The following is a 24,109-nucleotide window of genomic DNA, read 5'->3' as shown; positions in this document are numbered from 1 at the left end:
CCCGCGAAAAGCGTCCACCGTAGTGGAAATAAACGGGTTTCTATGGTTACCCTTCTTAAAGGACCGGGCGTACTTTGCCCGGTTTTTCTTATGCATTTTTATAAATTAAGTTAGTCATACTTCCACGTTTCATCAGAAAATTATGCGATTTCTCTTCCCATAGCGACTTGTAATATGTCAAACCACTGATCTCTTGTCAACGTTAAGTCAAGGGCTCGAATTGCAGACTCAATACGCTCAAAATTGCCTGACCCAACAATCGGCATAATGTTTGCAGGGTGGCTCAGTAACCATGCAAATAGAACTTCATCAATCCCCTGAGCACCGATATCTCCAGCAATTAATTCTAACTTAGACCGCAAATGCTTAGCTCTTTCATCCTTAGAATTAAAAATGTCTCCTCCTGCCAGTGGAGACCATGCCATTGGAGAAATTTTTTCTTCCTGACAAAGATCAAGCGTGCCATCCTCAAAGTTCTCAAGATGGTACGCAGAAAGCTCAATTTGATTTGTAATTAGCGGGAAATCCAAATAAGATTGTAGCAATTTAAACTGTGAACGTTTAAAGTTTGAAACACCAAAATAACGGACTTTTCCTTCTTGTTTTAACTGAGTGAACGCCTCTGCTACTTGTAATGGGTCCATAAAAGGATCTGGACGGTGAATAAGCAAGACATCTATGTAATTTGTTTGAAAGTTTTTAAGTGACTGATTAACTGAAGATAAAATATGTTCTTTACTAGTATCATAGGATTTAATGCTGTGTCCTGGACGATTATCAGAAACAAGCTTAATACCGCATTTTGTGACTATTTCCATTTGCTTACGAAGCGCTGGTTTCAAAGCAAGAGCATCCCCAAATTTTTTCTCGCATGTATAATCCCCGTAAATATCTGCATGGTCAAAGGTTGTAATGCCAGCATCTAAGCAATCCTCAATTAGTTTAACAACTTCTTCATTTGACATTTTCCAGTCAGATAGACGCCATAGCCCATGAATGATGCGTGAAAAAGATAAATCCTTAGTAAGTTGTACTCGCTGCATAAATCATTCTCCTTTTTTTATAGTGTATAGAGAAGATGGTTATTTTCATACTAAACTGCTTCAACAAACAAACAAACAAACTGCTGAACATGTGTGCAAGTATTGAACTAATAATAGTTAACAAGCATAAATAAGGGGAAGGAACACTCATAATAAATTTTTATGTTAATTCTCATGATATAATAATTGTGGTTTCAAACACTAACTTTTAAAAATGTTCGGAATGAATTTAGCATTATATAAGTTATAATAGAAGAACTAATTTAGGAACAATTATAAGGAGAAGTATAATATTTTATGAAGATTCAACTCAAAAGTCTTATTGAAAGTTCAAAGTTTACGCATTTTATTACAACAATGATTCTTATTAATGCAATAATCGTGGGATTAGAAACCTATCCGAGCATTGTGAGAGAATATGAATCATGGTTTTCCATTATTGATATAATTGTTTTAAGTATATTTACAGTGGAAATATTATTGAAACTCATTATTTATCGAGCAAGTTTTTTTAAAAATGGGTGGAATAATTTTGATTTCATCATTGTTGTGGGGAGTTTGCTTTTATATGGCTCATCATTTGTAAGTGTGCTCCGGATTTTCCGAGTGCTGCGGGTTTTGCGAACGATCACTACCATACCCACACTTCGACGAATTGTAACTGCACTTTTCATGGCTATTCCTACAATCAGCAGTGTCATGGTGCTTATGTCGATTATCTTTTATGTATATGCAGTGATAGGGACGTTCTTATATGCAGAGGTATCTCCGGAATTCTTCGGCGATTTGGGCTTGTCATTCATTTCATTGTTTCAAATCTTCACATTAGAGTCCTGGGCAAGTGGTATCTTCCGTCCGATTTTTGCGGAAATTCCGTGGTCATGGATCTATTTCATGACATTTATCGTGATAGCTACATTTATTATGATTAACTTGATTGTTGGAGAAATCGTTAACAATGCCCAAAAAATATCAGATGAAATCGAATCAGAAACAAAAGAAATTAAAGAAATTAAAGAAGATACGAGTGAAATAGAAGAACTCAAAAAAGAAGTTGGAGATCTTAAAACCATGCTTCAAACATTAATTGATCGAAAATAAGTAATACCCACACTCCTTTTAGGTGTGTGGGTATTTTTGGTTTGCTGTTGTTGACAACTTTTTACTTTGTAACGAATAAAGCGAACGTAAAAAAAAGCCCTTAGAGGGCAAGTGTATAATTTCGATTATCATTTATTTAATTACTAGAGTTACGCCGGCGGATTTCAGTTTCTAACATACTAATAAATTCTGGACTTAGCTTTAATCCTTTTGCTTTAACATAGGACTCCATCAACAATGCAGTTGATAGTTTACTCATGGGTTAACTCACCTCCGATTAATTAAAAATCTGTTCTATTTTTCAACCGTCATGACTATATTAATAAGTATCCTCGATGTGTACTTTAAATCTATCAGATAATTTGATTCGGAACAACCGTTCGGTTATCCACAATATCAAGTGGATAACCTGTGATTAACTTGTGTATAAAACATAGAATTGTATACAAAAGAGTCGGTATAATGTGAGTAACTTTATCCACAGATGATTAAAATTGAAAAATTTGTCGAAACATTTTATGGAAATATCCTTAAAACAGGCTTCAATACCTATTAAAAGGAAAGCGTAAAGTATTTTAGTAATTTCTTTCATTCATTATCTGTTTAACAATTCGTGTCCCCTTCACGACGTCTTGGTTCTTGCTGTTTGTTTTCTAGGAATTGGCTTTTTCTTTTTAGTTTTATCAAGTGAGGCTTGGAGTGCTGACATTAAATCCGTCACATTAGATGGTGCAGCGGGTTGTTTTTCGGTTGTTGTAACAGTATGATTTCCCGCTTTCTTCTCTTCAATTAATTCCATTAATGCTGTGCGGTAGTCATCTGTATATTTCTCGGGTTCAAACGTTGTAGTTAATTGGTCAACTAACATAAGAGCAGTATCGAGTTCTTTCTGAACAACTAATGGTTCACTTGGTATATTTGGTACGTCTCCGGCACTTCTAACCTCGTCTGGAAAATGGATTGTTTCCATTATTAACGTCTCTTTATATACACGAACAACTGCCAACTGTTCTTTTGAACGAATCATGATTTTGGCAACGCCTATTTTACCGGACTCAATTAATGCCTTTCTTAATAGAGAGTAGGCTTTAGCTCCGCCACTATCGGGTGCCATGAAATAACTACGTTCAAAGTATATAGGATCAATTTCCTCTAACTTTACAAAGTCGATTATTTCTACTGCTTTATCTTCATTTTCTTTTTTTAACTTCTCCAGTTCTTCTTCATCCAATACAACAAACTTATTCTTGGAATACTCATAAGCTTTTACGATGTCTTCACTTTGAACTTCTTTATTACAGCCTGAACAAACTTTTTGGTAATTAATTGGTGTATGACATTCTTTGTGTAGTTGACGTAACTTAATATCTTTATTTTCGGTCGCAGTGTGAAGCTTAACTGGAATATTTACAAGCCCAAAGCTAATACTTCCTTTCCAAACTGTGTGCAATTGCTTTCACCTACTCTTTCTTTTCCTTACTATGCAATGTTTTGATCCTATTTATGTATCAAGTGTGGAAAATAATCAAAAGCTAGAACAAAACAACCGAAAGTAGGGTAAGAATTGAAGCCAATGCTTTTAACTGCCGCAACGGATATTCCCCTAGGAAAAGAATGGGTGTACGAAGCTAAATATGATGGTTTTCGTTGCATATTGGACTGGGAGGTAGACGCTGCTCCTATTCTTAAGAGTAGAAATGGAAAAGTGCTTAATCAGATGTTTCCAGAAATTATTAGCTTTTGTCATGACAATCAGAAAAAAATCAGTTCTTCCTTGCCATTATCATTAGATGGAGAGTTAGTGTATTTAACGAATAATTTTCAAAGTGATTTTTCCATCGTTCAATTAAGAGGTCGAATGCGTAATCAAGATGTAATCATGAAACATGTTCAAGAATTTCCGTGTCATTATATTGTGTTTGATCTTTTGAAAGTTAAAGGAGAAGTTCAAACAGATTTTTCAATCACAAAACGAAAGCACAAACTACAAAAGTTTTTTCAGAAGATGAAGCTTCCAATTTCAATAAGCTATGAAGACATAAATCGAATTCAAGCAATAGATGTTTACCAAGACAATGAAGTGTTGTGGAACCATATTAAGGTAAGTAATGGGGAAGGTATAGTCGCCAAGAAAAAAAACAGTAGCTGGACTAGTGATAAGCGTACCGTCCAATGGTTAAAAATAAAAAACTGGCGATATGTCACTGTCATCTTAACTAAATATGATAAAAGCAATGGCTTTTTTCACGGTGCTATTTATCATAAGGAGGCTCTTGTTGAAATTGTGACCTTCCGCCACGGCCTTAAAGATGAAGAGTTAAATACATTAATAATGCTATTTAAATCGAATGGAACTAAGTTAGCCGAAAGTGTTTGGGCACTAGAACCATCCATTTGCATAGATATTGCCTGTATCGATTTCGATGGAAAGCATTTAAGGGAACCAAGGTTTCATGCATTTAATTTTAACAAGGAGTCAATCGATTGTCGGTGGCAGCAAATGCAACGACAGCTTTTTCCACTTCCAGAAATTATGACAATAACCCACCCTGACAAGCCTATATGGCCAGTAATTAGTATACAAAAAGATGATTACTTGCTGTACTTACAAAATATATCTCCCTATATCCTGCCTTTTTTACGTGACCGCCTTCTTACGGTTATTCGTTTTCCACATGGTGCAATGGGTGAAAGTTTTTATCAAAAAAATAGCCCAGTTAGTGTTCCAGATTTTGTGACAACTAAACAGGTAGATGACATCCGTTATATTGTCTGTAATGACGTTGAATCTTTACTGTGGCTAGGGAACCAACTTGCGCTAGAGTTTCACATTCCTTTTCAAACGATTAAAACAAATCAGCCAACTGAAATTGTGTTTGACCTTGACCCTCCTTCAGTTCATGAGTTTTCTTTAGCCATAGAAGCGGCATTACGAATGAAAGCAATTTTTGACCAATTCGGAATCCAATCTTTTGTGAAAACTTCTGGTGGGAAAGGGATACAAGTTTATATTCCATTACCTATGAACACATTTTCTTATGAAGACACCCGGGTATTTACAAAGTTTGTTTGTAATTTCTTATGCGAACAGGAACCACAATGGTTTACCACTGAGCGACTTAAAAAGAATCGACATAATAAATTGTATTTGGACTATGTCCAACATGATGAAGGGAAAACGATAATAGCTCCCTATTCTCCAAGAGGTAACGAACAAGGGCTAATCGCGACTCCACTATACTGGGATGAAGTAGATAATTCACTGAAACCAGACTTATTTTCCATTCCCATGGTTATTGAAAGGTTAAAAAAACAAGGCAATCCATTTCGTGATTTCCGACAAGGAATAGAAGAACAGAAGTTTGCAGAAGTCCTACAACAACTAAAAGAACTAGTGAAAATCTCTCATAAATAGTTTTAAACGGAATTTTTTCATTATGTTGAATCACAATAGGTAGATTGGAGAAACTGAACAAAAAACAAAAAGGATGATTATCATGCAAATCGAAAATCCGATGATAACAGGTGTGGGTTTACCCTCAGATCCACAACAAGCAATTGTCGTATACAACTGTGACTACTGTAATGGAGAAATATATGAAGGAGATTCTTATGTAGTTTATGAAGGATTAACATTTTGCGGTAGCGACCACTTAGGAGAACACTTAGTAAAACAAAATCTTGCAGAAGAATTAACAGCACAAATTGAGAATCTCCAATAATTGAAGACAATTTATGCAAACAAAGATAGTACATTTAATAAAGTAGTGCAGCCAGAAAATTTGGTTGCACTACTATTTTTATTTGGTAGAAGGATCGAGAAGAAATCCTTTAAAAAATCTATTAAAGAAGTAACCAGTCTAGAAACAATCAAATTCTAAATCAACTGTAATAACAGAGAGAAGAGTTACTTAAAATAAAAAAGTATAAATATATATCGGTAATTTCATTCATTCATTCGATAGTAGCATTGTCTAGTTCTACAAACGAAGTTGAGACCTTCAGTAGTTTAATACTTCTAATATTGAAACAAATCACTAAATTATTTGGTATTTTCGAACGGTCCACATCATAGAGTTAACTAGGCTATTTTTATTAAATGTCTATTAAAGGGGGATAGGTCAAACTAAATAGTATTTAAAATTTGAAAGTTACTAAAAAAATAGGGGGCTGGATAAAAATATGAAAAAAAATTTATTAACAATTTTAAGTATGTTACTAGTATTTTCAGTTATCTTAGCTGGATGTTCAGAAAAATCGGATGAGGAAATTAAAACGAAGTCACAGCTAGAAGTTATCAAGAAGCGAGGGAAATTAGTTGGTGGTGTTAACGCTACGATACCTGGTTTCGGTTATGTAGCTTCAGATGGAAGTTATGAAGGAATGGATATTGATATTACGAGAGCAGTGGCAGCCGCTATCTTTGGAGATCCAACTGCTGTTGAATTCAGACCATTATCCGCAGAGGAACGTTTTATTGCTGTTCAAACGGGTGAAGTGGATGTATTAGCAAGAAATACTACTCATACAACTTCTCGAGACGCGTCAGTAGGTCTTGCATTTGCACCAGTCACTTTTTATGACGGACAAGGCATGATGGTGCGTAAAGATAGCGGAATTGAAAGTTTAGCAGACTTAGAAGGATCTCGGATTGCAGTTGAATCAGGCACTACAACAGAACTTAATTTGGCTGACCAAATGCGTAAGATAGGAGTCAGTTATGAGCCTGTAGTATTTGATAATCAGGATGCAGCAATATCTGCATATGAACAAGGCAGTGTGGATGCGTTCACAACAGACCGTTCTGGACTTGTTTCTCGACGATCTACATTATCCAAACCTGATGACCATTTTATCTTAACGGAGGTATTGTCTAAAGAACCTCTTGCACCATCTGTGAAAGATGGCGACTCTAAATTCGTTGCTGTTGTGTCATGGACTGTATACGCGTTAATTCAAGCTGAAGAGTATGGTATTACTAAGGGTAATATTGAAACTTTCATGGATAGTGATGATCCTGAAATCCGTCGATTCCTAGGCGTTGAAGGGGATTTGGGAGAGCAACTTGGATTAGAGAAGGACTTTGTTGTTCAAGTAATTAAAGCTGTAGGTAACTACGGTGAGCTTTATGATCGTCATCTTGGTCCAGAAACCGTGTTTAATTTAGAGCGTGGTCCAAATGAACTTTGGACAAATGGTGGCTTAATGTATTCACCACCTTTCCGTTAAGTACCAATTGAAAATAGGTCTGTATACCTTCTAAGTTAGGGACAGGCCTATTATCGTTTATAGGGATAGTAAAACTACTGTGAGGTGAGATACGTGAATAAACATTCATCTTCGACGTCAATTCCTTTTTGGAGAGACAAAAGAGTCATCCCCATTCTTCTACAAATTATATTTGCTGTGATAGTTGTTCTTGCTGGAGTTTTCTTTTTTTCCAATGCTCTTGCGGGCATGAGGCAAATTGGGATGGTCTTTGGGTTCGACTTTTTAGGGAAAATGGCTGCATTCGATATTGGGGACAAGGTGATTGATTTTTCCTCAAAGGATACCTATGGAAAAGCATTTATTGTAGGTATTCTAAATACGATAAAAGTGGCTTTTATTGGAATTATCTTAGCAACAATCCTAGGTTTCATAGTAGGGGTTTCTCGATTATCGAATAACTGGTTAGTAAGAACTGTGGCGGCTGCTTATGTCGAAATTTTTCGGAACACCCCTCTTTTAGTTCAAATTTTCATTTGGTTTTATGCAGTATTTTTAAGCTTCCCTGTTATTGAGAAAAGCCTTGATGCATTTGGATTATTCTATTTTAGCAATAGAGGAGCGGTTATTCCGTGGCTTGGGTTGACTTCTTCTTCCTTTATTTGGTTAATTTCATTCCTTATCGGTATTATTCTTTCTATTGTTGTATGGAAAATTAGAATCAAGAGACAAGTAGAAACAGGTCAGAGAAAGTATCCTTTTTTCTGGGCAAGTGGTTCGATCGTTAGCTTATTAATAATTGCTTGGTTTGTCACATTGGAGTCACCATTTCTATTAAGTATCCCAGAAATTGCAGGAAGAGGTTACTTAGGTGGTTATACAATTGGACCAGGATTTGGTGCACTTTTAGTTGCCCTCGTTATGTACACTGCTTCTTTTATTGCTGAAATTGTTCGTGGAGGTATTTTGGCCGTTCCAAAAGGACAAGTTGAAGCAGCAAAAGCATTAGGATTGAAAAGCCCAACCATCTTAAGACTCGTAGTTCTACCCCAGGCTATTCGGATTATTATTCCTCCCTTAACGAGTCAATATTTAAATCTAATAAAGAATTCAAGCTTAGCCGCAGCTGTTGCCTATCAAGAACTAGTAGGTGTTGGAATTACGATACTAAGTCAAACGGGTCGAAGCATTGAGGTTATTTCCATTGTAATTCTCGTCTACTTATCAATGAGCTTATTCACATCACTTTTGATGAATATATTTAACAAATATTCGCAACTGGTAGAGAGGTGAGCAAAATGGATAAAGATGAATTAAAAATAAAAGAATTAGTGCGAACAGAGATAGCTCCACCTAATTCATCATTAGGTGTTTTTGGGTGGTTAAAAGAAAATTTATTTAGTAATTGGGTAAACGTGATTCTGACGATAGTCTTTGCGTCCATTACGTATTTAGTTTTAAAAAATTCAATTGATTGGATATTCTTTAAAGCCAATTGGCATGTTATTTCAGCTAATTTCAGGTTGCTCGTAGTGGGTCAATACCCGGTCACAGAATTATGGAGGGTTTGGATAATCTTAACTCTTATTTCTATTCTTATGGGTCTTTCCTGGGGAATTTGGAAGGGAACAATAGGACATTTATCGACGATTGTGACTGGTTTGTATATCATCCTAGCGAGTTTACCTTTCGTCATGATAGAAACACGTATATGGTTGTTAATCAATATAATTGCCATTGTTGCTACATGTTTGATAGGAAAGAAAGGATTAAAGTTGAAGAAATTTATCCTCGTAGCATGGTTCTTGATGTTCCCTGTGAGTATTTTTCTTTTGAGTGGATTTGGGATATTTAATCATGTTGGGACGAATTTGTGGGGTGGCTTTTTATTAACTTTACTAATAGCTATTGTAGCCATTGTTTTTTCCTTCCCTTTAGGTGTTTTACTTGCTCTAGGGAGAAGGAGTAAACTACCTATTATTCGTTGGTTCAGTATTGCTTATATTGAATTGATCCGTGGAGTTCCGTTGATTACGATATTATTTGTTGCTCAACTGATGTTACCCTTGTTTTTAGGTGAGGGAATTAATATCGATAATGTTGTTAGAGCTATGGTTGGATTCACCCTATTTACTGCCGCCTATTTGGCAGAGAATATACGTGGAGGATTGCAATCAATCCCTCGAGGTCAATTTGAAGCTGCAGAGGCACTTGGATTAAATGCAACATTTAAGATGACTTTTATTATCTTGCCGCAGGCGTTACGTGCCGTTATCCCAGCAATTGTGGGACTATTTATAGGGATATTCAAAGATACCTCACTCGTAGCCATTGTCGGCTTAACCGATATACTCGGTATAGGTAAGAATATAATTTCCAATCCCGAGTTTCTTGGGACGCAGATGGAAGTATTTATATTCATTGCCATCGTCTTCCTTATCTTCTGTAATATGATGTCCTATGCGAGTAGAAGGCTTGAAGGAGCTTTAGGCGTAGGTAAGCGATAAGAAAATAAATCTTGCATTTAAATCCAGGAGGAGGATTATGTATGTTTGAAGACTTTAATGTAGAGATACCTCTCGATCAAAGAGAAGATATAGTAGTATGCACTAACTTAAATAAATGGTTTGGTAGTCTCCATGTATTAAAAGACGTATCGTTAAATGTAAAACAAGGAGAAGTCGTGGTGATATTAGGTCCTTCCGGTTCAGGAAAATCTACATTCATCCGGACAGTGAATGGTTTAGAAGAAATTCAGAAAGGGGAAATAACCGTTGATGGTATTCCTCTATCCAATGATGTTGCTGATATCGAAGCCATTCGTATGGAAACAGGGATGGTCTTTCAATCCTTTAACTTGTTCCCACATATGACCATATTAAAAAATATAACTCTAGCACCTATTTGGGTTCGTAAGTGGTCTAGAGCCAAAGCGGAAAAAATAGCCTTGGAGTTACTAGAACGGGTAGGTATTCCTGAACAAGCCCATAAATATCCGGGGCAGCTTTCAGGGGGACAACAGCAAAGGGTTGCGATTGCTCGGGCATTAGCTATGCAACCTAAAATTCTGTTATTTGATGAACCAACTTCTGCTTTAGACCCTGAAATGATTAAAGAGGTTTTGGATGTTATAAAAACGTTAGCAGGATCCGGAATCACCATGATGGTTGTTACTCACGAGATGAACTTTGCTCGTGAAGTAGCCGACCGTATTGTTCTGTTTGATTTTGGAGAGATTATAGAAGTTGGATCTCCTAGTGAACTATTTGATAATCCAAAACATGACAGAACAAAACTTTTTTTATCTCAGATATTATAGAATTTGTATCTGATTCTTCATATAAAACAAGTCATTGTATGAAAGAATGTATAGATTTAATTAAGAATCCAGCAACTTATCTAGTTGCTGGATTTTTCATATGCCTATATGGGCTTCTATTGGGCTTTAAAATGAAACTTATACGATCAATTCTTTTAATAGGGATTAATATTTTTTATATCTTTTAAGCTAATCACAAATCTATAATAGTCAATTAACTATGAATCGAAAAGTGGAAAATCGCAATCTTTTAAAAAAGGTGCGATTTTTTTGTAATGACAAGACCTCTTCTTTAATAGAATTATATAATTGGTGTTTTTGTTGGAGAATTTTCCGTAAGTAAATGGGGGAAGGCAATGGTCTATATAATTTTTGGTTTGGCGGCAATCGTTACGATTTTAGCAGCGATTGAGCTGTCCAACGATGCAGATGTCTTAAGTGGAAAAACTTCTCTTGGTGGATTACTTGTTGGTACAGTACTACTAGGAGGTGCAACTTCACTCCCCGAAGTAACGACAAGTCTTTCTTCTGTCTTAATTGAAAATCCAGATATTGCAATAGGAAATATGTTAGGTTCAAACATGTTTAACCTCTTCATTATTGCATGTTTTGATGTTTATTATAGAAAGAATAGACTGCTTCAACAAGCAAATATAGGCCACTTATATACTGCAGGATTAGGGCTAATTTTAACTACAATGACCTTAATTGCGTTAATTAGAAAATTAGATTATGTGGTACTCGGTGTGGGGATTGATTCACTGTTGATAGCTGTTGTTTACGGGACAGGCATGTATGTAATAAGCAGAATATCAGAAGGCTTACCTGATAATCAATTAATGGCTCCTGAATTTGATGGAAAAGTGATAGGTAATTCAAAGTCAAACAAACCAACAACAACCATACGAAAAGCTATAATAAGTTTTTTTCTTGCTGCAGTAGCAATTATGATAGCAGGGACGTTGTTATCCGTATCTGGGGATATAATTGCAGAGAAAACAGGACTTGGATCAACTTTTATTGGTAGTTTTCTTATGGCAGCTACTACATCATTACCTGAAGCGGTGGCTGTATTTGTTGCGTTAAGATTGAGGAATATAAATATAGCAATCGGTTCAATTCTTGGAAGTAACATTTTTAATATGTTAATTCTTATGGGAACGGATATCGTTTATAGACAAGGTCCTATTCTTTCAAATGTAGCGCATTCACATGAAATTACTGCTATGACAGTAACAGTTTTATCTGTATTGGTCATGATTTCGTTAATGCGTAAAAAGGTTACCACTACTTTTTCTTATATGATGCCTTCATTGTTAATCATGCTTGGCTATTTCATTGCTACCTATCTGATTTTTAAAGGTTAAAATTATACATAAAAAGTAGTTCCATGCTAAAAGTAAGAAAAATAATAAAAGCCTATAGGTGAACCTTACCGGTTGACCTATAGACAGTTTGAACAAATGCTTACTAATTAATTATTTGATTTAGAAACAAATTAGTATCCTTGCTGTTTTGTTTCAGTAGTAGGGTTATTAGGCATTCCTTGCATTGGTTTTGCCATATCCTGCATTGATTGCGCCATCTGTTGCATAGGTTTTGCCATCCCTTGCATTGGTTGGGCCATCTGTTGTAAATTCTGGGCATTTAATTTAGTGGGAATGTTTTTCATCATTTGCTGAAAAGTTCCGTTTTGTATTCCTCGGACTACTCCAAAAATAGTAGCTCCAATTGCACCCCAAGTAATAAATCTCATTTTAAAATCAGTCCTCCTTTCGTGTATTAAACATCTTAGTATTCGGTCTACTCGATGAATTATACTGAGCATTATTTTCCTTGATCATTTGAATAATTTCATTAAATTTCAGCTGTAAATCCTGTTGCTAAAATAAACTTTAATAATCCAGGGATATGTAAGCGTTTTATAAAAATTTACAATCTTTTTATTACATTAGATTTATCCTATTAAACCAACAATGAAAGCGCTATCTGAAATAATTATTAGACAAAATCTCTAATCTTTTAAGAAATAAGTAGTTGATTCTGAATATAATTGTTGTATGATTAACTTCAACAACTAAATTTCGGATTATTCAGAATTTAATTCGTGTTCTAAAAAACGCTTAATACTCTTACTGAAGTTTGAGAGTTGTTAAAGAGAGGAGTGGTTATGTATGAGCAATCAATGGATTTTCTTAGGTGGTCAGTTTGTAAAGAAAGAAGATGCAGTCGTTTCAGTCTACGATCATGGATTTCTGTATGGAGATGGGGTATTCGAAGGCATTCGCGTTTATAGCGGAAATGTTTTTAGGATGGCCGAACACATTCAACGTTTATATGAATCTGCACAATCCATCATGTTAAATATTCCATACACGAAGGAGGAAATGGTGCAAATTATTGTGGACACCATTAAAAAAAATCAACTCGATAGCGCCTATATTCGTGTTGTTGTCTCTCGAGGTATGGGGAATCTAGGCCTCGATCCAGCCTCTTGCTCACAACCACGAGTTATTGTTATAGCAGAAAAGCTAGCTCTTTTCCCTCAGGAACTATATCAACGGGGACTGCGAATTGGTTCTGTAGCATCACGAAGAAGTAGCCCAGATGTATTAAGCCCGCAAGTTAAATCGCTTAATTATCTTAATAATATACTTGTTAAGCTAGAAGCCAATCAGGCTGGAGTAGATGAAGCACTTATGTTAAATGCTCAAGGCTATGTAACAGAAGGATCAGCAGATAATATTTTCATTGTTAAAAATGGCGTAATAATTACACCGCCAGTTTATCTTGGTGCCTTAGATGGAATTACACGAAATGCCATTATAGATCTTGCCAACAAAAACGGCTATGTACTAAAAGAAACACCATTTACAAGACATGACGTATATGTGGCGGATGAAGTTTTCTTAACTGGTACAGCTGTTGAGGTAATTGCTGTAATTGAAGTGGATGGTAGAAAAATTCAAGATGGTAAACCAGGTCCAGTCACAAATTATCTGTTATCAGAATTCAGAAAACTAGTGACTACAGATGGCGTTCAATGTTATCCAACAGCTACTACACATGCTGTTGTAAGTTAATTATATGAGTAAAATAAAAGTATAGAAAATAAATCCAGCAGGCTAATCTAGTTGCCTGGGTTTTTTTGTGTAAAAAAATAGGTATCGAAATTTTAATAACTAGAAAAAAGGGGATAGGGATATTGAATATAATTGATTTGCATTGCGATGTTTTATTAAAGCTCAATAACTCACGAGGAGAAATAAAATTTAAAGACGCTAATGAACTCGATACGAATATGGAACGACTGAAAAAAGGGGAAGTTAAAGTTCAGGCTTTTGCTATTTTTGTGTATCCTGATATCAAAACAGAACAAAAATTTCAAGTAGCACTTGATCAAATCCATTATTTTTACACAGATGTACTCGAAAATAACCCGGACATGAAATTAATAAAAGAGTGGTCAGATATTGAACGATTACAAGAGAACGAGATAGGGGCATTGCTAACGCTTGAAGGAGTAGATGTGATTGGCAATGACTTGAATAAACTCTCCATATTATATCAATTAGGTGTACGTTCTGTTGGCCTGACATGGAATAATACAAATTTGGCAGCAGATGGGGCAGGAGAAAAGCGTGGCGCTGGTCTAACATCTTTCGGTGAAGAAATCGTTGAGTTTAACAATAAACACAAAATACTTACAGATGTATCGCATTTATGTGAAAAAGCTTTTTGGGATGTTATTGATAAAGCAAAATTTCCAGTTGCCAGTCATTCAAACTCTAGGTTAATCATGAATCATGTTAGAAACTTAACTGACGAGCAAGCAAAAGCTATGTTTGAAAAAGATGCAATGGTCCATGTGGTGTATTGCCCTGAGTTTGTAAAGGACAGGAAGAATGTTGAAATTGGTGATTTAATTGAACATATCGATCATTTCTGCTCCTTAGGTGGGGAAAATAATATTGGTCTAGGTTCTGATTTTGACGGAATTTCAGCAAAAATAGTTAATTTGGAAAATGCCTCAATGCAACAAAATCTATTAAATGAACTTTTAAAACATTACTCGGAAGATCAAGTGAAAGGTTTTGCATTTAAAAACTTTGTACGCCATCTTCCTAAATAAAAGAGAAGATTGAAACTGTCAAACTGATAACGCAAAATAGAATGCCTATTTCAAAGAAGATTTTACGAGATGGGAAATTTTCACTATAAGTGACTGTGTGATTCGTTCTCTTTTCACTTTCACGAATAACTTGTTCTTTTTTGCTCATACGGTAGAAAAAATGTTTGGAACTTTTAATGAATGCTGTGAAAAAATCGCCTTCAATTAAAATCATGATTGAACAAATGATTAGTAGTAATAGTCCAACTAAAAAAAGTGAATCTATCCATATACTGATGCTCCAAGATTTATAAAGTAAGAAGGGCACCATCAATGAAACTATTATTGACGTAAATAGTAATTTGTTTCTAGATATCATAAATTGACATTCCTTTCATCGTATCTTCTATTGAAAGATTATCACATCATTATATTGTTTGAAAATTAAAATATCTTATTGCCAAATAGTAAAATAGCATTTATGATGTAGAAAATAAGAAATATAAAGGGGATAAAAATATGGGAATAAAGTTAAAAAATTCAGCATTCATCCTTTCTATGGTATTTGCATTAATATTATCTGGATGTAATTTTAGTTCTTCAGAAAAAACGGATGAAAAGACTGAAGACAATAAAGATGCTAGCCAAGTCCTAAATATTACAGAGCCCGCTGATGTTCCTACTCTAGATTCTACAAAAGCGCATGATGGTATAGCATTTACAGTATTAAACAACGTAAATGAAGGATTATATCGTCAAGATGAAAATAACTTGCCGATTAAAGCTTTAGCTACTGAACATGTAGAAAGCGATGATAAAGTCATCCACACATTTACATTACGTGACTCAAATTGGAGTAACGGAGATCCCGTGACAGCACAAGATTTTGAATACGCGTGGAAACGAGTAATGAAGGAAAATAGCGCGTATGGCTTCATGTTCGTAACAGCAGGTATTAAAAACGCTGAATCAATTTTGAATGAAGAAAAAGATTCAGATGAACTTGGTATTAAGGCGATTGACGAAAAAACACTTGAAGTAACGCTAGAAGGACCAAATCCACTATTCCAAACGTTATTGACATTCCCGACATTCTTACCACAAAATCAAAAATTTGTTGAAGAACAAGGTGATCAGTATGCCCTTGAATATGACAATATATTATTTAACGGACCATACAAACTTGTTGAATGGACGCATGAGCAAGGTTGGAAATATGAAAAGAATGAAAAGTACTGGGATGCAGATGCAGTAAAGTTGGATAAAATCAACGTTTTTGTTGTGAAAGACCCATCAACTGGAACGAATTTGTATGAGACAGAAAAAGTGGATCGTGTTGAGTTAAGTTCTGCCTTAGTCGATCAATATAAAGAGGATGAAAACTTTCAAACTATGAAAGAATCAGGTCTAGTCTTCTTGCGTTTCAATCATAATCATCCTGTATTAGGAAATAAAGATATTCGTAGAGCAATTAATATGGCAATAGATAAAAAAAGTTTAACGGATGTTATTTTAAAAGATGGGTCTACACCTTTAAATGGAGTTGTTCCAGGTGGTTTCTATAACTCACCTGACAATAAAGATTTCCGTGAGCTAAACGGAGACTTTAATACAGGAACAATTGAAGAAGCTCAAAAACTATGGGAGCAAGGCTTAAAAGAAACTGGTCAAAAAGATTTAACGGTATCCATTAACATCGCAGATTCAGATGATCATAAAAAAGTAGCTGAATACATTCAAGCACAGCTAGAAGATAATCTACCTGGATTCAAATTGGATATTAAGGCAGTTCCTTTTGCTCAACGTCTTGTTATTGAAAAAGCAATTGAATATGATTTATCTTTATCTTCATGGGGACCAGACTACAGTGATCCGATGACATATCTGGATATGTGGTTAAAAGATGGTTCTGCTAACCGTATGGATTATTACAATCCGAAGTTAGATGCATTAGTCACAGAAGCTAGAAATGAAACAGATCTTGCAAAACGTTATGAAATGCTTTTAAATCTTGAAAAAATCTTATTGGAAGAGGATGCAGCAATTGCACCACTTTACCAAGAGGGTGAATCCATCTTAATTAGAAAGAAAATTAAAGATGTTCTAGTACATCCAACTGGTGCTGAGTTTAGTTACAAGTGGTCATCCATCGAAGAATAATTTAGAGGTTATACAGCTATAAGTACGAGGGTGTAGCCAAATTGTGGCACCCTCGTACTTTTTTTATTAAACGTTTTTCTTTCAGAAGGGGTGTTCGTATGAAGCAATACCTAATCCAGCGAATTGGCTATATGTTACTTACTCTTTTTGTAGTCGTTACGATAACTTTTTTTCTGATGCAACTTCTCCCAGGGACACCTTTTACAAATCCTGAGAAGTTAACAGAACAACAATTGCTCATATTAAATGCAAAATATGGACTTGATCAACCTGTCGGAATTCAATACATAAGGTACCTTGGGAACTTGGTACAAGGTGATTTAGGCTACTCCTTTCAAAATGCAGGTAGAACTGTCTCAAGTATAATTAGCGACCGTATAGGTCCTTCTGCTTTTATTGGACTACAAGCACTTATCTTTGGTGCAATCATAGGCTTAGTGCTCGGCATTGTATCTGCATTAAAACATAATTCGATTTTTGACTATGGTTCTGTAACGTTAGCTGTTTTAGGTATGTCAATTCCATCTTTCGTTTTTGCCGCACTGCTTCAATATTATGTCGGTGTAAAGCTTGAGTGGTTACCTGTAGCTCTATGGGAAGGATATTCCAGTACCATATTACCGTCATTCGCATTGTCAGTTACGGTGATAGCAACTGTTGCTAGGTTTATTAGAAGTGAGATGTTGGAAGTACTCGGACAAGATTATGTAGTAACTGCGAGAGCGAAAGGGGTAACTGAAAAGCAAGTAATCGTAAAACATGTTATTCGAAATGCACTCATTCCAGTTGTGACTATGTTAGGACCACTTGCCGTGGCAATAATGACAGGGACGTTAGTTATTGAAAAAATATTTGCTGTACCGGGTCTCGGTGAACAGTTTACGTTGTCTATTCTGGTTCTTGACTATAGCGTAATTATGGGAATTTCGATATTTTATAGCGCATTATTCATATTTGTCGTTTTTTTAGTCGATGTTATTTATGGATTTTTAGATCCCCGAATTAATTATAAGGGGGAATCAGCATGAAAAATTCAGATAAAGAAGTCCGTATAGAAAATGATATTAAAATAAGAGAAGAATATAATACAGTTGAAATTACTGCGGATTTATTTGTAAAGGCACCACTAGATCAAAAAAAGAGTGAGGAAATTGGAGCACTATCTGTTTCTTTCTGGAAAGAGGCTTTTCAGAGACTAACCAAAAATAAAGGATCAATGATTTCACTCGTTTTACTTCTGATATTAATAGCCACCGCTATTATCGGACCCAGTCTGAACGACTATACTTACCGAAGTCAAAATATTGAACACTCCAACTTGCCGCCTAAAGTACAAGGTTTAGAATGGTTAGGTCTAAACGGAAGCGATTCAAAAGGTATCGACCAATATGAAAAGCGAGAAATTCAAGTGAATTACTGGTTCGGAACAGATGAATTCGGTCGAGATTTATGGACTCGAGTATGGAAAGGGACACAGATTTCTCTATTCATCGCTTTAGTTGCTGCAATGCTCGATCTAATCATCGGTGTAATTTACGGAGGAATTTCATCATTTTATGGTGGTCGTGTCGATAATATTATGCAACGAATTATAGAAGTACTTATGGGAATACCTAATTTAATTGTTATCATCCTCTTTATCCTTATATTGGAACCCGGTATAAGGTCAATTATTTTAGCGATGATTATAACAGGTTGGGTTGGAATGGCACGAGTTGTTCGCGGACAAATATTGCAGTTGAAAGGTCAAGAGTTTGTGTTAGCTTCGAGAACGCTCGGAGCATCTAACTTACGACTTATTTGGAAACACTTATTACCAAATGTCATGGGTCCAATAATCGTTACGGTTATGTTCACAATTCCGACGGCTATTTTCTTTGAAGCATTCTTAAGTTTTATCGGTTTAGGTTTACAGGCACCACTGGCATCTCTAGGTGTGTTAATTGAAGATGGTTATAAGTCAATGCGTTTCTTTTCATATAAGTTAATTTACCCAGCGGTGATTATTAGTACAATTATGATTTGCTTTAATTTACTTGGGGATGGATTACGAGATGCATTAGATCCGAAAATGAGAAAATAGGGGAGGGTCCAAAATGAAGAAAAATATACTGAAAGTTGATAATATGCATGTGTCATTCAAGACCCAAACCGGAAGAATTACAGCTGTAAGAGGAGTTAGTTTTGATTTGAACAAAGGAGAAACACTCGCAATAGTTGGTGAATCTGGGTCGGGAAAATCAGTCACAGCGAAATCGATTATGCGTCTGTTACCGAAACATAATACGGAAATTACAAAAGGCGATATTTTATATGAAGATAAAAGTTTATTAAACCTTCCGATAAAAAAAATGCAGGAAATACGTGGATCTGAAATTTCAATGGTTTTCCAGGACCCCATGACATCGTTAAACCCCACGATGAAAGTTGGAAAGCAAATTATGGAAGGTTTACAAAAACATCAAAACTTATCTAAAACGGTTGCTCGCAAACGTGCACTGGAAATGATGAAGTTAGTTGGTATTCCAAGTGCCGAAGCAAGGTTAGAAGATTACCCGCACCAGTTTTCAGGAGGAATGCGACAACGTGTAGTCATTGCCATGGCACTTGTTTGTAATCCCAAAGTCTTAATCGCAGATGAACCTACAACTGCACTAGATGTAACAATTCAAGCACAGATTTTGGATTTAATGAAAGACTTACAACAAAAAATGGATACAGCCATTATATTAATAACTCACGATCTAGGAGTAGTAGCGAATATGGCGGACCGAGTAGCTGTTATGTACGCTGGGAAGATTGTAGAGCAAGGAACGCTTGATGAAATTTTTTATAGCCCGCAACATCCGTACACCTTAGGACTATTACAGTCGATGCCAAAGTTAAATGAAGATCGGTCCAAACCTTTATTGCCTATCTTAGGCTCACCTCCTGATTTAGCGACTCTTGGTGAAGGTTGTGCTTTTGCCGCAAGATGTCCACATACGATGAAGGTGTGCCATAGTTTCACACCACAAGATACGGTAGTAGAAGGTAAACACACGGTAGCATGTTGGTTACAAGATGTTAGGACACCAAAGGGGTATCTTCCTGAAACTGTAGTAGCTGTTCAGTCACAATAAAGAACATGTGAATATCTCATATGGTTAAAGCTTGTCACTCGTGACAAGCTTTTTTTAATCTATAAATTTAGTAAAAGTAAAAGTAAAAAAGAATTCTTAAATTTGTGATGTTCTTACCTCAATTACTAGATTTAGATAGATTTGAAACTCTATCATTTTGACGAATATTAAAAAGCCTTTAAAATACGGATTTTACGTAAACTTAAAAATAAAATAAGTTGACGTAAATGAAAAATCGCATTAGTATATAAATGTACAGGAATCATTTGATAAAGAGGGGTAAGTTTAATGAAATTAAGAGATATGATGCTGGCTTCAATGTTTGCAGCGGTAATCGCAATTCTAGGCTTTCTACCTGCACTACAAATTCCTTTTTCACCAGTACCGATTACGGCTCAAACGCTCGGTGTCATGCTGACAGGCGCGGTATTAGGAGCAAAGCGTGGTGCACTAAGTCTCGCTATTTTTTTATTACTTATTGTTATTGGTGCACCAGTATTACCGGGTGGAAGAACAGGAATTCCCGTATTTATGGGACCATCAGGAGGTTTCTTGCTAAGCTGGCCAATAGCTGCTTTTGCAATTGGATGGTTTGTTGATCATACTAAAGGGAAAATTAGTTTTTGGAAACTTTTCCTTTATACATTTATCGGCGGCATTGTGATTGTGTATTTAATTGGTGGTGCCTATATGGCATTTGTTACTCAAATACCATTAGTAAAAGCATACATCTCGTGTTTAATATTCATCCCAGGGGATGTTATAAAATGTATATTAGCTTCTCTTTTTGCTTCTCAATTACACAGGAATTCTGTAATGATGCGCATGGCATCAACTCAACGGAAAATAAGAACAAGCAGCTAATCAATACTTAAACCAAAAAAAAGAGGCTACTGTAGCCTCTTTTTTTACAAAATAAGAAAGTATATAAATTTGGGGTGCCATGAATCCAGTATTCCGGGTATTTTAAGGAGTAGGTTCTAGTATGATACCGCTGATTTGAGCTCCAGGCGGACGGCTTTCCACGGGGCGGGCGGAGAGCCTCCTCAGGCCAACACGATGTTTGTCACAAAGGCGTTGTCACAGAGGATGTGACGTTCTTAGCCTTTGTTCTACTTATCGCTCCACTGTGGGGTCTCACCTGTCCCGCTAATCCCGTAGGAAAGATATTGGACGAACTGTCATTCGTCCAATATCTTTGCGACGAGTAACCGCAGGAGCATATGTTTTTACAGTGACGAGGAGACTGAAGCCAAGCCCGCGAAAAGCGTCCACCGTAGCGGAAATAAACGGGTATCTATGGTTACCCTTCTTAAGGGACCGGGCGTACTTTGCCCGGTTTTTCTTATCGATAAAAATGAAATAATTACGTTTCATTTCATATGGAAGAGTTTACTTATTATAAGAGAGACATGTATGCTGAAAAATAAACAACAAGATGGAGTTGTAGAATATGTTGATCACGGATACCCTTGGGAAATGGGCTTCATTGAAGCCGAGTTCAATAGCTATTCTTACAAAAACAGAACAGTTTACATTTGAAGAACTCAATCAAAAAGTCAATCGATTATCTTCGTATTTTCAGTCGCAAGATAATAGTAAATTGATGAAGAAGGTCGTGCTTTTATTACCAAATACTGTTGCTTTTTTACATTTATTTTTAGGTGCGACTAAGGCTGGGTGGGTAGCTGTGCCCTTTGACATAAAATGGACGAGAAAAGAAATAAAAGACCGACTTGATCAATGTTCTCCAAATCTCATAGTGACAAATCAGGAATTTTATCAAAAAGTGTTTGGCCTTTCCTCCACTATTATCTTACTATCAGAATTAGACCAAATACTGGATGAAAGCGAATATCACTCTTCTGATATTAAAATTGATGAAAAAGCACCATTTTATATGGGGTTTACATCAGGATCAACAGGTGCTGCAAAATGCTTTATTAGAAGCCATAAATCTTGGGTGAAGAGCTTTGATTGTAGTGCGACTGAATTTGGTATCACTCCTGAAGATTGTGTATTAGTTCCTGGTCCGCTCGCGCATTCATTGTTTTTATACGCAGCCATTAGCACGTTGTTCCTAGGGGGTTCCATCACCCTTATGGAGAAATTCTCAGTAAGTGAAACGTTTGAACATTTATCAAAGTCGAGTATTACAACACTGTATGTAGTTCCAACGATGTTTGTCCCATTAGTAAAAGAAGCTTGGATGGGCCATGATAGACAAAAACTAATAAGATTAATTTCTTCTGGGGCAAAATGGGAAGAAGGATTGAAGCAAAAGGTCCGAAATCAGTTTCAAGAAGCACAGCTATATGAGTTTTACGGAGCATCTGAATTGAGTTTTGTTTCGTATCTTGAGAACGATGGGAATGAACAGAAGACAGGATCAGTAGGGAAACTGTTTCATAACGTTGAGATTTCGATTCGTAAAGATGGAAGTGAAGTGGATGTTGGGGAAGTTGGTCTGTTATATGTGAAAAGTGACATGATTTTTATGGAATATTATCAAAATCAGTCTGAAACAAACCGGGTTTTTGACAATGGATGGGCAACTGTAGGGGATTTAGCTAAACAAGATGAGGATGGATTCCTAACAATCATTGGTCGAGAAAATAACATGATTATTACGGGAGGGCTGAATGTTTATCCTGAAGAAATTGAAAGTGTTCTTTATCAAATGGAAGAAATTGAAGAGGTAATGATTCTTGGAATGCCAGACGATTATTGGGGAGAAAAAATTGTTGCAATTGTAAAAACAAAAAGTAATCAAATTCTAAAAAAACATGTCATGACATCTTATTGCAGAAAGCAATTAGCAAACTATAAAGTACCTCGAACTTATCACTTTGTGAATTCATTTCCTTATACGTCAAATGGAAAAATAGCACGTGCAGAGTTGAAGGAATGTCTTATTCGAAAGGAACAATTGAAATGAATATACCTGTAGTTGTCAATTCGAAAAGAACGATTATTGGGAAAAAGGGAGGAGTTTTAAAAGATATTCCACCTGAGCAAATGGTTTCAAAACTGATTAAAGCTCTCTTACTAAATACTGGTATTAAACCTGAAGATGTTTCCGATGTTATTCTCGGAAATGTTGTAGGACCTGGTGGGAATTTGGCGAGACTCTCTGCCTTGACAGCTGGGCTTCCACTAGTGGTTCCAGGATTAACCGTTGACCGTCAGTGCGGTTCAGGTCTTGAAGCGATTAATCTTGCTTGTCGACTTATTCAAGCAGGAGCAGGAGAGATTTACTTGGCAGGTGGGGTAGAGAGCACAAGTTTGTCGACTTTTCCAAAGCGAGCTCGTTTTTCGCCGGATTCAATCGGAGACCCTGACATGGGAATCGGTGCTGAAAATGTAGCAGAAAAATATGGAGTAACTAGAGATGAACAAGATACCTTCGCAGCGTTAAGTTATGAGAGAGCGTATGACTCTTTACATAAAAATCGATTTGTTAGTGAACAGATTTCAATTGTTCCTTTTGACCGAGATGAAGCATTAAAACCAGGTATGAATTATCAAAAACTCATTCAACGAGCACGACCTATTTTCATAGAAACAGGTACTGTAACAGCCGCAAATTCGTGTGGGCTCAATGATGGTGCTGCGTTATCGCTCATTCTTTCTGAAAAAAAAGCAAAAGAACTTGGACTTTCGATACAGCTGAAATTTAAAGATGCAGTTACAGTAGGTGTCGATCCGAATACGCCTGGTATTGGACCAGTTCTAGCAGTGAAAAGACTCCTTTTACAATCTCAATTAACTATGGACGAGATTGATATTGTCGAATTAAATGAAGCTTTCTCAGCCCAAGTTGTGGCTTCTGCAAAATCACTTCAAATCCCTTATGAAAGACTTAATAAAGGTGGGGGAGCAATTGCTTATGGTCATCCATATGGAGCTTCTGGAGCAATTCTTGTTACTCGACTTTATTCTGAAATGAAGTCTATTCAATGTCGCTATGGTATTGCCACAATCGGGATAGGTGGCGGACTTGGAATAGCAACCTTATTTGAAAAATATATGGAGGAAGAATGAA

General features: G+C 36.1%; 22 protein-coding genes. 17 read left to right on the top strand and 5 right to left on the bottom strand.

Going from position 1 to position 24,109, the window contains the following annotated elements; translation table 11 throughout:
* Positions 1-140: 140 nt before the first annotated feature.
* Positions 141-1,043: an aldo/keto reductase gene (locus C406_RS0111265; protein WP_017380730.1), complete on the bottom strand. Its 903-nt coding sequence runs from the start codon at positions 1,041-1,043 to the stop codon at positions 141-143.
* 297 nt (positions 1,044-1,340) lie between these two features.
* Between C406_RS0111265 and C406_RS0111260 the strand changes: the two genes are divergently transcribed.
* Positions 1,341-2,144: an ion transporter gene (locus tag C406_RS0111260; protein ID WP_017380729.1), complete on the top strand. Its 804-nt coding sequence runs from the start codon at positions 1,341-1,343 to the stop codon at positions 2,142-2,144.
* 136 nt (positions 2,145-2,280) lie between these two features.
* On the opposite strand, the gene C406_RS0111255 is transcribed toward C406_RS0111260, so the two are convergent.
* Positions 2,281-2,403, bottom strand: a complete 123-nt coding sequence (locus tag C406_RS0111255) for a sporulation histidine kinase inhibitor Sda (protein WP_017380728.1) — start codon at positions 2,401-2,403, stop codon at positions 2,281-2,283.
* A gap of 363 nt (positions 2,404-2,766) precedes the next feature.
* Positions 2,767-3,594, bottom strand: coding sequence for a non-homologous end joining protein Ku (gene ku / locus C406_RS0111250; protein WP_017380727.1), 828 nt, complete (start codon positions 3,592-3,594; stop codon positions 2,767-2,769).
* A 114-nt stretch (positions 3,595-3,708) separates the two neighbouring features.
* On the opposite strand from ku, the gene C406_RS0111245 reads away from it, so the two are divergent.
* From C406_RS0111245 to C406_RS0111215, 7 genes are all read left to right on the top strand, one after another.
* Entirely contained in the window at positions 3,709-5,559 is a 1,851-nt protein-coding gene (locus C406_RS0111245; protein ID WP_017380726.1) for a DNA ligase D, read from the top strand.
* A gap of 82 nt (positions 5,560-5,641) precedes the next feature.
* Complete coding sequence (locus C406_RS0111240; RefSeq protein WP_017380725.1) at positions 5,642-5,866, top strand: hypothetical protein; 225 nt, start codon at positions 5,642-5,644, stop codon at positions 5,864-5,866.
* 460 nt (positions 5,867-6,326) lie between these two features.
* Positions 6,327-7,373 carry an amino acid ABC transporter substrate-binding protein gene (locus tag C406_RS0111235; RefSeq protein ID WP_017380724.1) on the top strand — a complete coding sequence of 349 codons (1,047 nt, stop codon included), beginning with the start codon at positions 6,327-6,329 and terminating at the stop codon, positions 7,371-7,373.
* A 93-nt stretch (positions 7,374-7,466) separates the two neighbouring features.
* Positions 7,467-8,645, top strand: a complete 1,179-nt coding sequence (locus tag C406_RS0111230; protein ID WP_017380723.1) for an amino acid ABC transporter permease — start codon at positions 7,467-7,469, stop codon at positions 8,643-8,645.
* Between the two features lie 5 nt (positions 8,646-8,650).
* Positions 8,651-9,859, top strand: a complete 1,209-nt coding sequence (locus C406_RS0111225; RefSeq protein ID WP_017380722.1) for an amino acid ABC transporter permease — start codon at positions 8,651-8,653, stop codon at positions 9,857-9,859.
* 41 nt (positions 9,860-9,900) lie between these two features.
* Complete coding sequence (locus tag C406_RS0111220) at positions 9,901-10,671, top strand: amino acid ABC transporter ATP-binding protein (RefSeq protein WP_017380721.1); 771 nt, start codon at positions 9,901-9,903, stop codon at positions 10,669-10,671.
* Between the two features lie 356 nt (positions 10,672-11,027).
* Entirely contained in the window at positions 11,028-12,038 is a 1,011-nt protein-coding gene (locus C406_RS0111215) for a sodium:calcium antiporter (protein WP_017380720.1), read from the top strand.
* A gap of 131 nt (positions 12,039-12,169) precedes the next feature.
* Here the strand turns inward: C406_RS0111215 and C406_RS0111210 are convergent, their stop codons facing one another.
* Positions 12,170-12,427, bottom strand: coding sequence for a hypothetical protein (locus tag C406_RS0111210; RefSeq protein WP_017380719.1), 258 nt, complete (start codon positions 12,425-12,427; stop codon positions 12,170-12,172).
* Positions 12,428-12,845: 418 nt separating this feature from the next.
* Here C406_RS0111210 and ilvE point away from each other — a divergent pair, with 418 nt between their 5' ends.
* Both ilvE and C406_RS0111200 read left to right on the top strand, forming a co-directional pair.
* Positions 12,846-13,754, top strand: a complete 909-nt coding sequence (gene ilvE, locus C406_RS0111205; protein ID WP_017380718.1) for a branched-chain-amino-acid transaminase — start codon at positions 12,846-12,848, stop codon at positions 13,752-13,754.
* Positions 13,755-13,876: 122 nt separating this feature from the next.
* The gene (locus C406_RS0111200) at positions 13,877-14,803 is read left to right on the top strand and encodes a dipeptidase (protein ID WP_017380717.1); all 927 of its coding nucleotides are present in this window, start codon (positions 13,877-13,879) and stop codon (positions 14,801-14,803) included.
* Here the strand turns inward: C406_RS0111200 and C406_RS21055 are convergent.
* Entirely contained in the window at positions 14,796-15,017 is a 222-nt protein-coding gene (locus tag C406_RS21055) for a DUF3899 domain-containing protein (RefSeq protein ID WP_237740550.1), read from the bottom strand. The two genes, C406_RS0111200 and C406_RS21055, sit on opposite strands and share 8 nt — an antisense overlap.
* Positions 15,018-15,301: 284 nt before the next feature.
* On the opposite strand from C406_RS21055, the gene C406_RS0111190 reads away from it, so the two are divergent.
* The 7 genes from C406_RS0111190 (at position 15,302) to C406_RS0111160 (ending at position 24,108) form a co-directional block, all read left to right on the top strand.
* Positions 15,302-16,942, top strand: coding sequence for a peptide ABC transporter substrate-binding protein (locus tag C406_RS0111190; protein ID WP_017380715.1), 1,641 nt, complete (start codon positions 15,302-15,304; stop codon positions 16,940-16,942).
* A gap of 98 nt (positions 16,943-17,040) precedes the next feature.
* Entirely contained in the window at positions 17,041-17,970 is a 930-nt protein-coding gene (locus tag C406_RS0111185) for an ABC transporter permease (protein WP_017380714.1), read from the top strand.
* Positions 17,967-19,025: an oligopeptide ABC transporter permease gene (gene opp3C / locus C406_RS0111180; protein WP_017380713.1), complete on the top strand. Its 1,059-nt coding sequence runs from the start codon at positions 17,967-17,969 to the stop codon at positions 19,023-19,025. The genes C406_RS0111185 and opp3C overlap by 4 nt, the downstream gene beginning before the upstream one ends.
* 13 nt (positions 19,026-19,038) lie before the next feature.
* A complete protein-coding gene (locus C406_RS0111175; RefSeq protein ID WP_017380712.1) occupies positions 19,039-20,064 on the top strand; it encodes an ABC transporter ATP-binding protein in 1,026 nt (341 codons plus the stop codon).
* 288 nt (positions 20,065-20,352) lie between these two features.
* Entirely contained in the window at positions 20,353-20,928 is a 576-nt protein-coding gene (locus tag C406_RS0111170) for a biotin transporter BioY (RefSeq protein ID WP_017380711.1), read from the top strand.
* A 589-nt stretch (positions 20,929-21,517) separates the two neighbouring features.
* Positions 21,518-23,002: an AMP-binding protein gene (locus C406_RS0111165; protein WP_017380710.1), complete on the top strand. Its 1,485-nt coding sequence runs from the start codon at positions 21,518-21,520 to the stop codon at positions 23,000-23,002.
* Positions 22,999-24,108, top strand: coding sequence for an acetyl-CoA C-acyltransferase (locus C406_RS0111160; RefSeq protein ID WP_026045678.1), 1,110 nt, complete (start codon positions 22,999-23,001; stop codon positions 24,106-24,108). Before C406_RS0111165 ends, C406_RS0111160 begins: the two co-directional genes overlap by 4 nt.
* Position 24,109: the final 1 nt, after the last annotated feature.

This window comes from Paenisporosarcina sp. TG-14 (assembly GCF_000297555.1).
Classification (GTDB): domain Bacteria; phylum Bacillota; class Bacilli; order Bacillales_A; family Planococcaceae; genus Paenisporosarcina; species Paenisporosarcina antarctica.
Note: the sequence above shows the minus strand (reverse complement) of the source record. Positions and strands in the feature narration are given on the sequence as shown.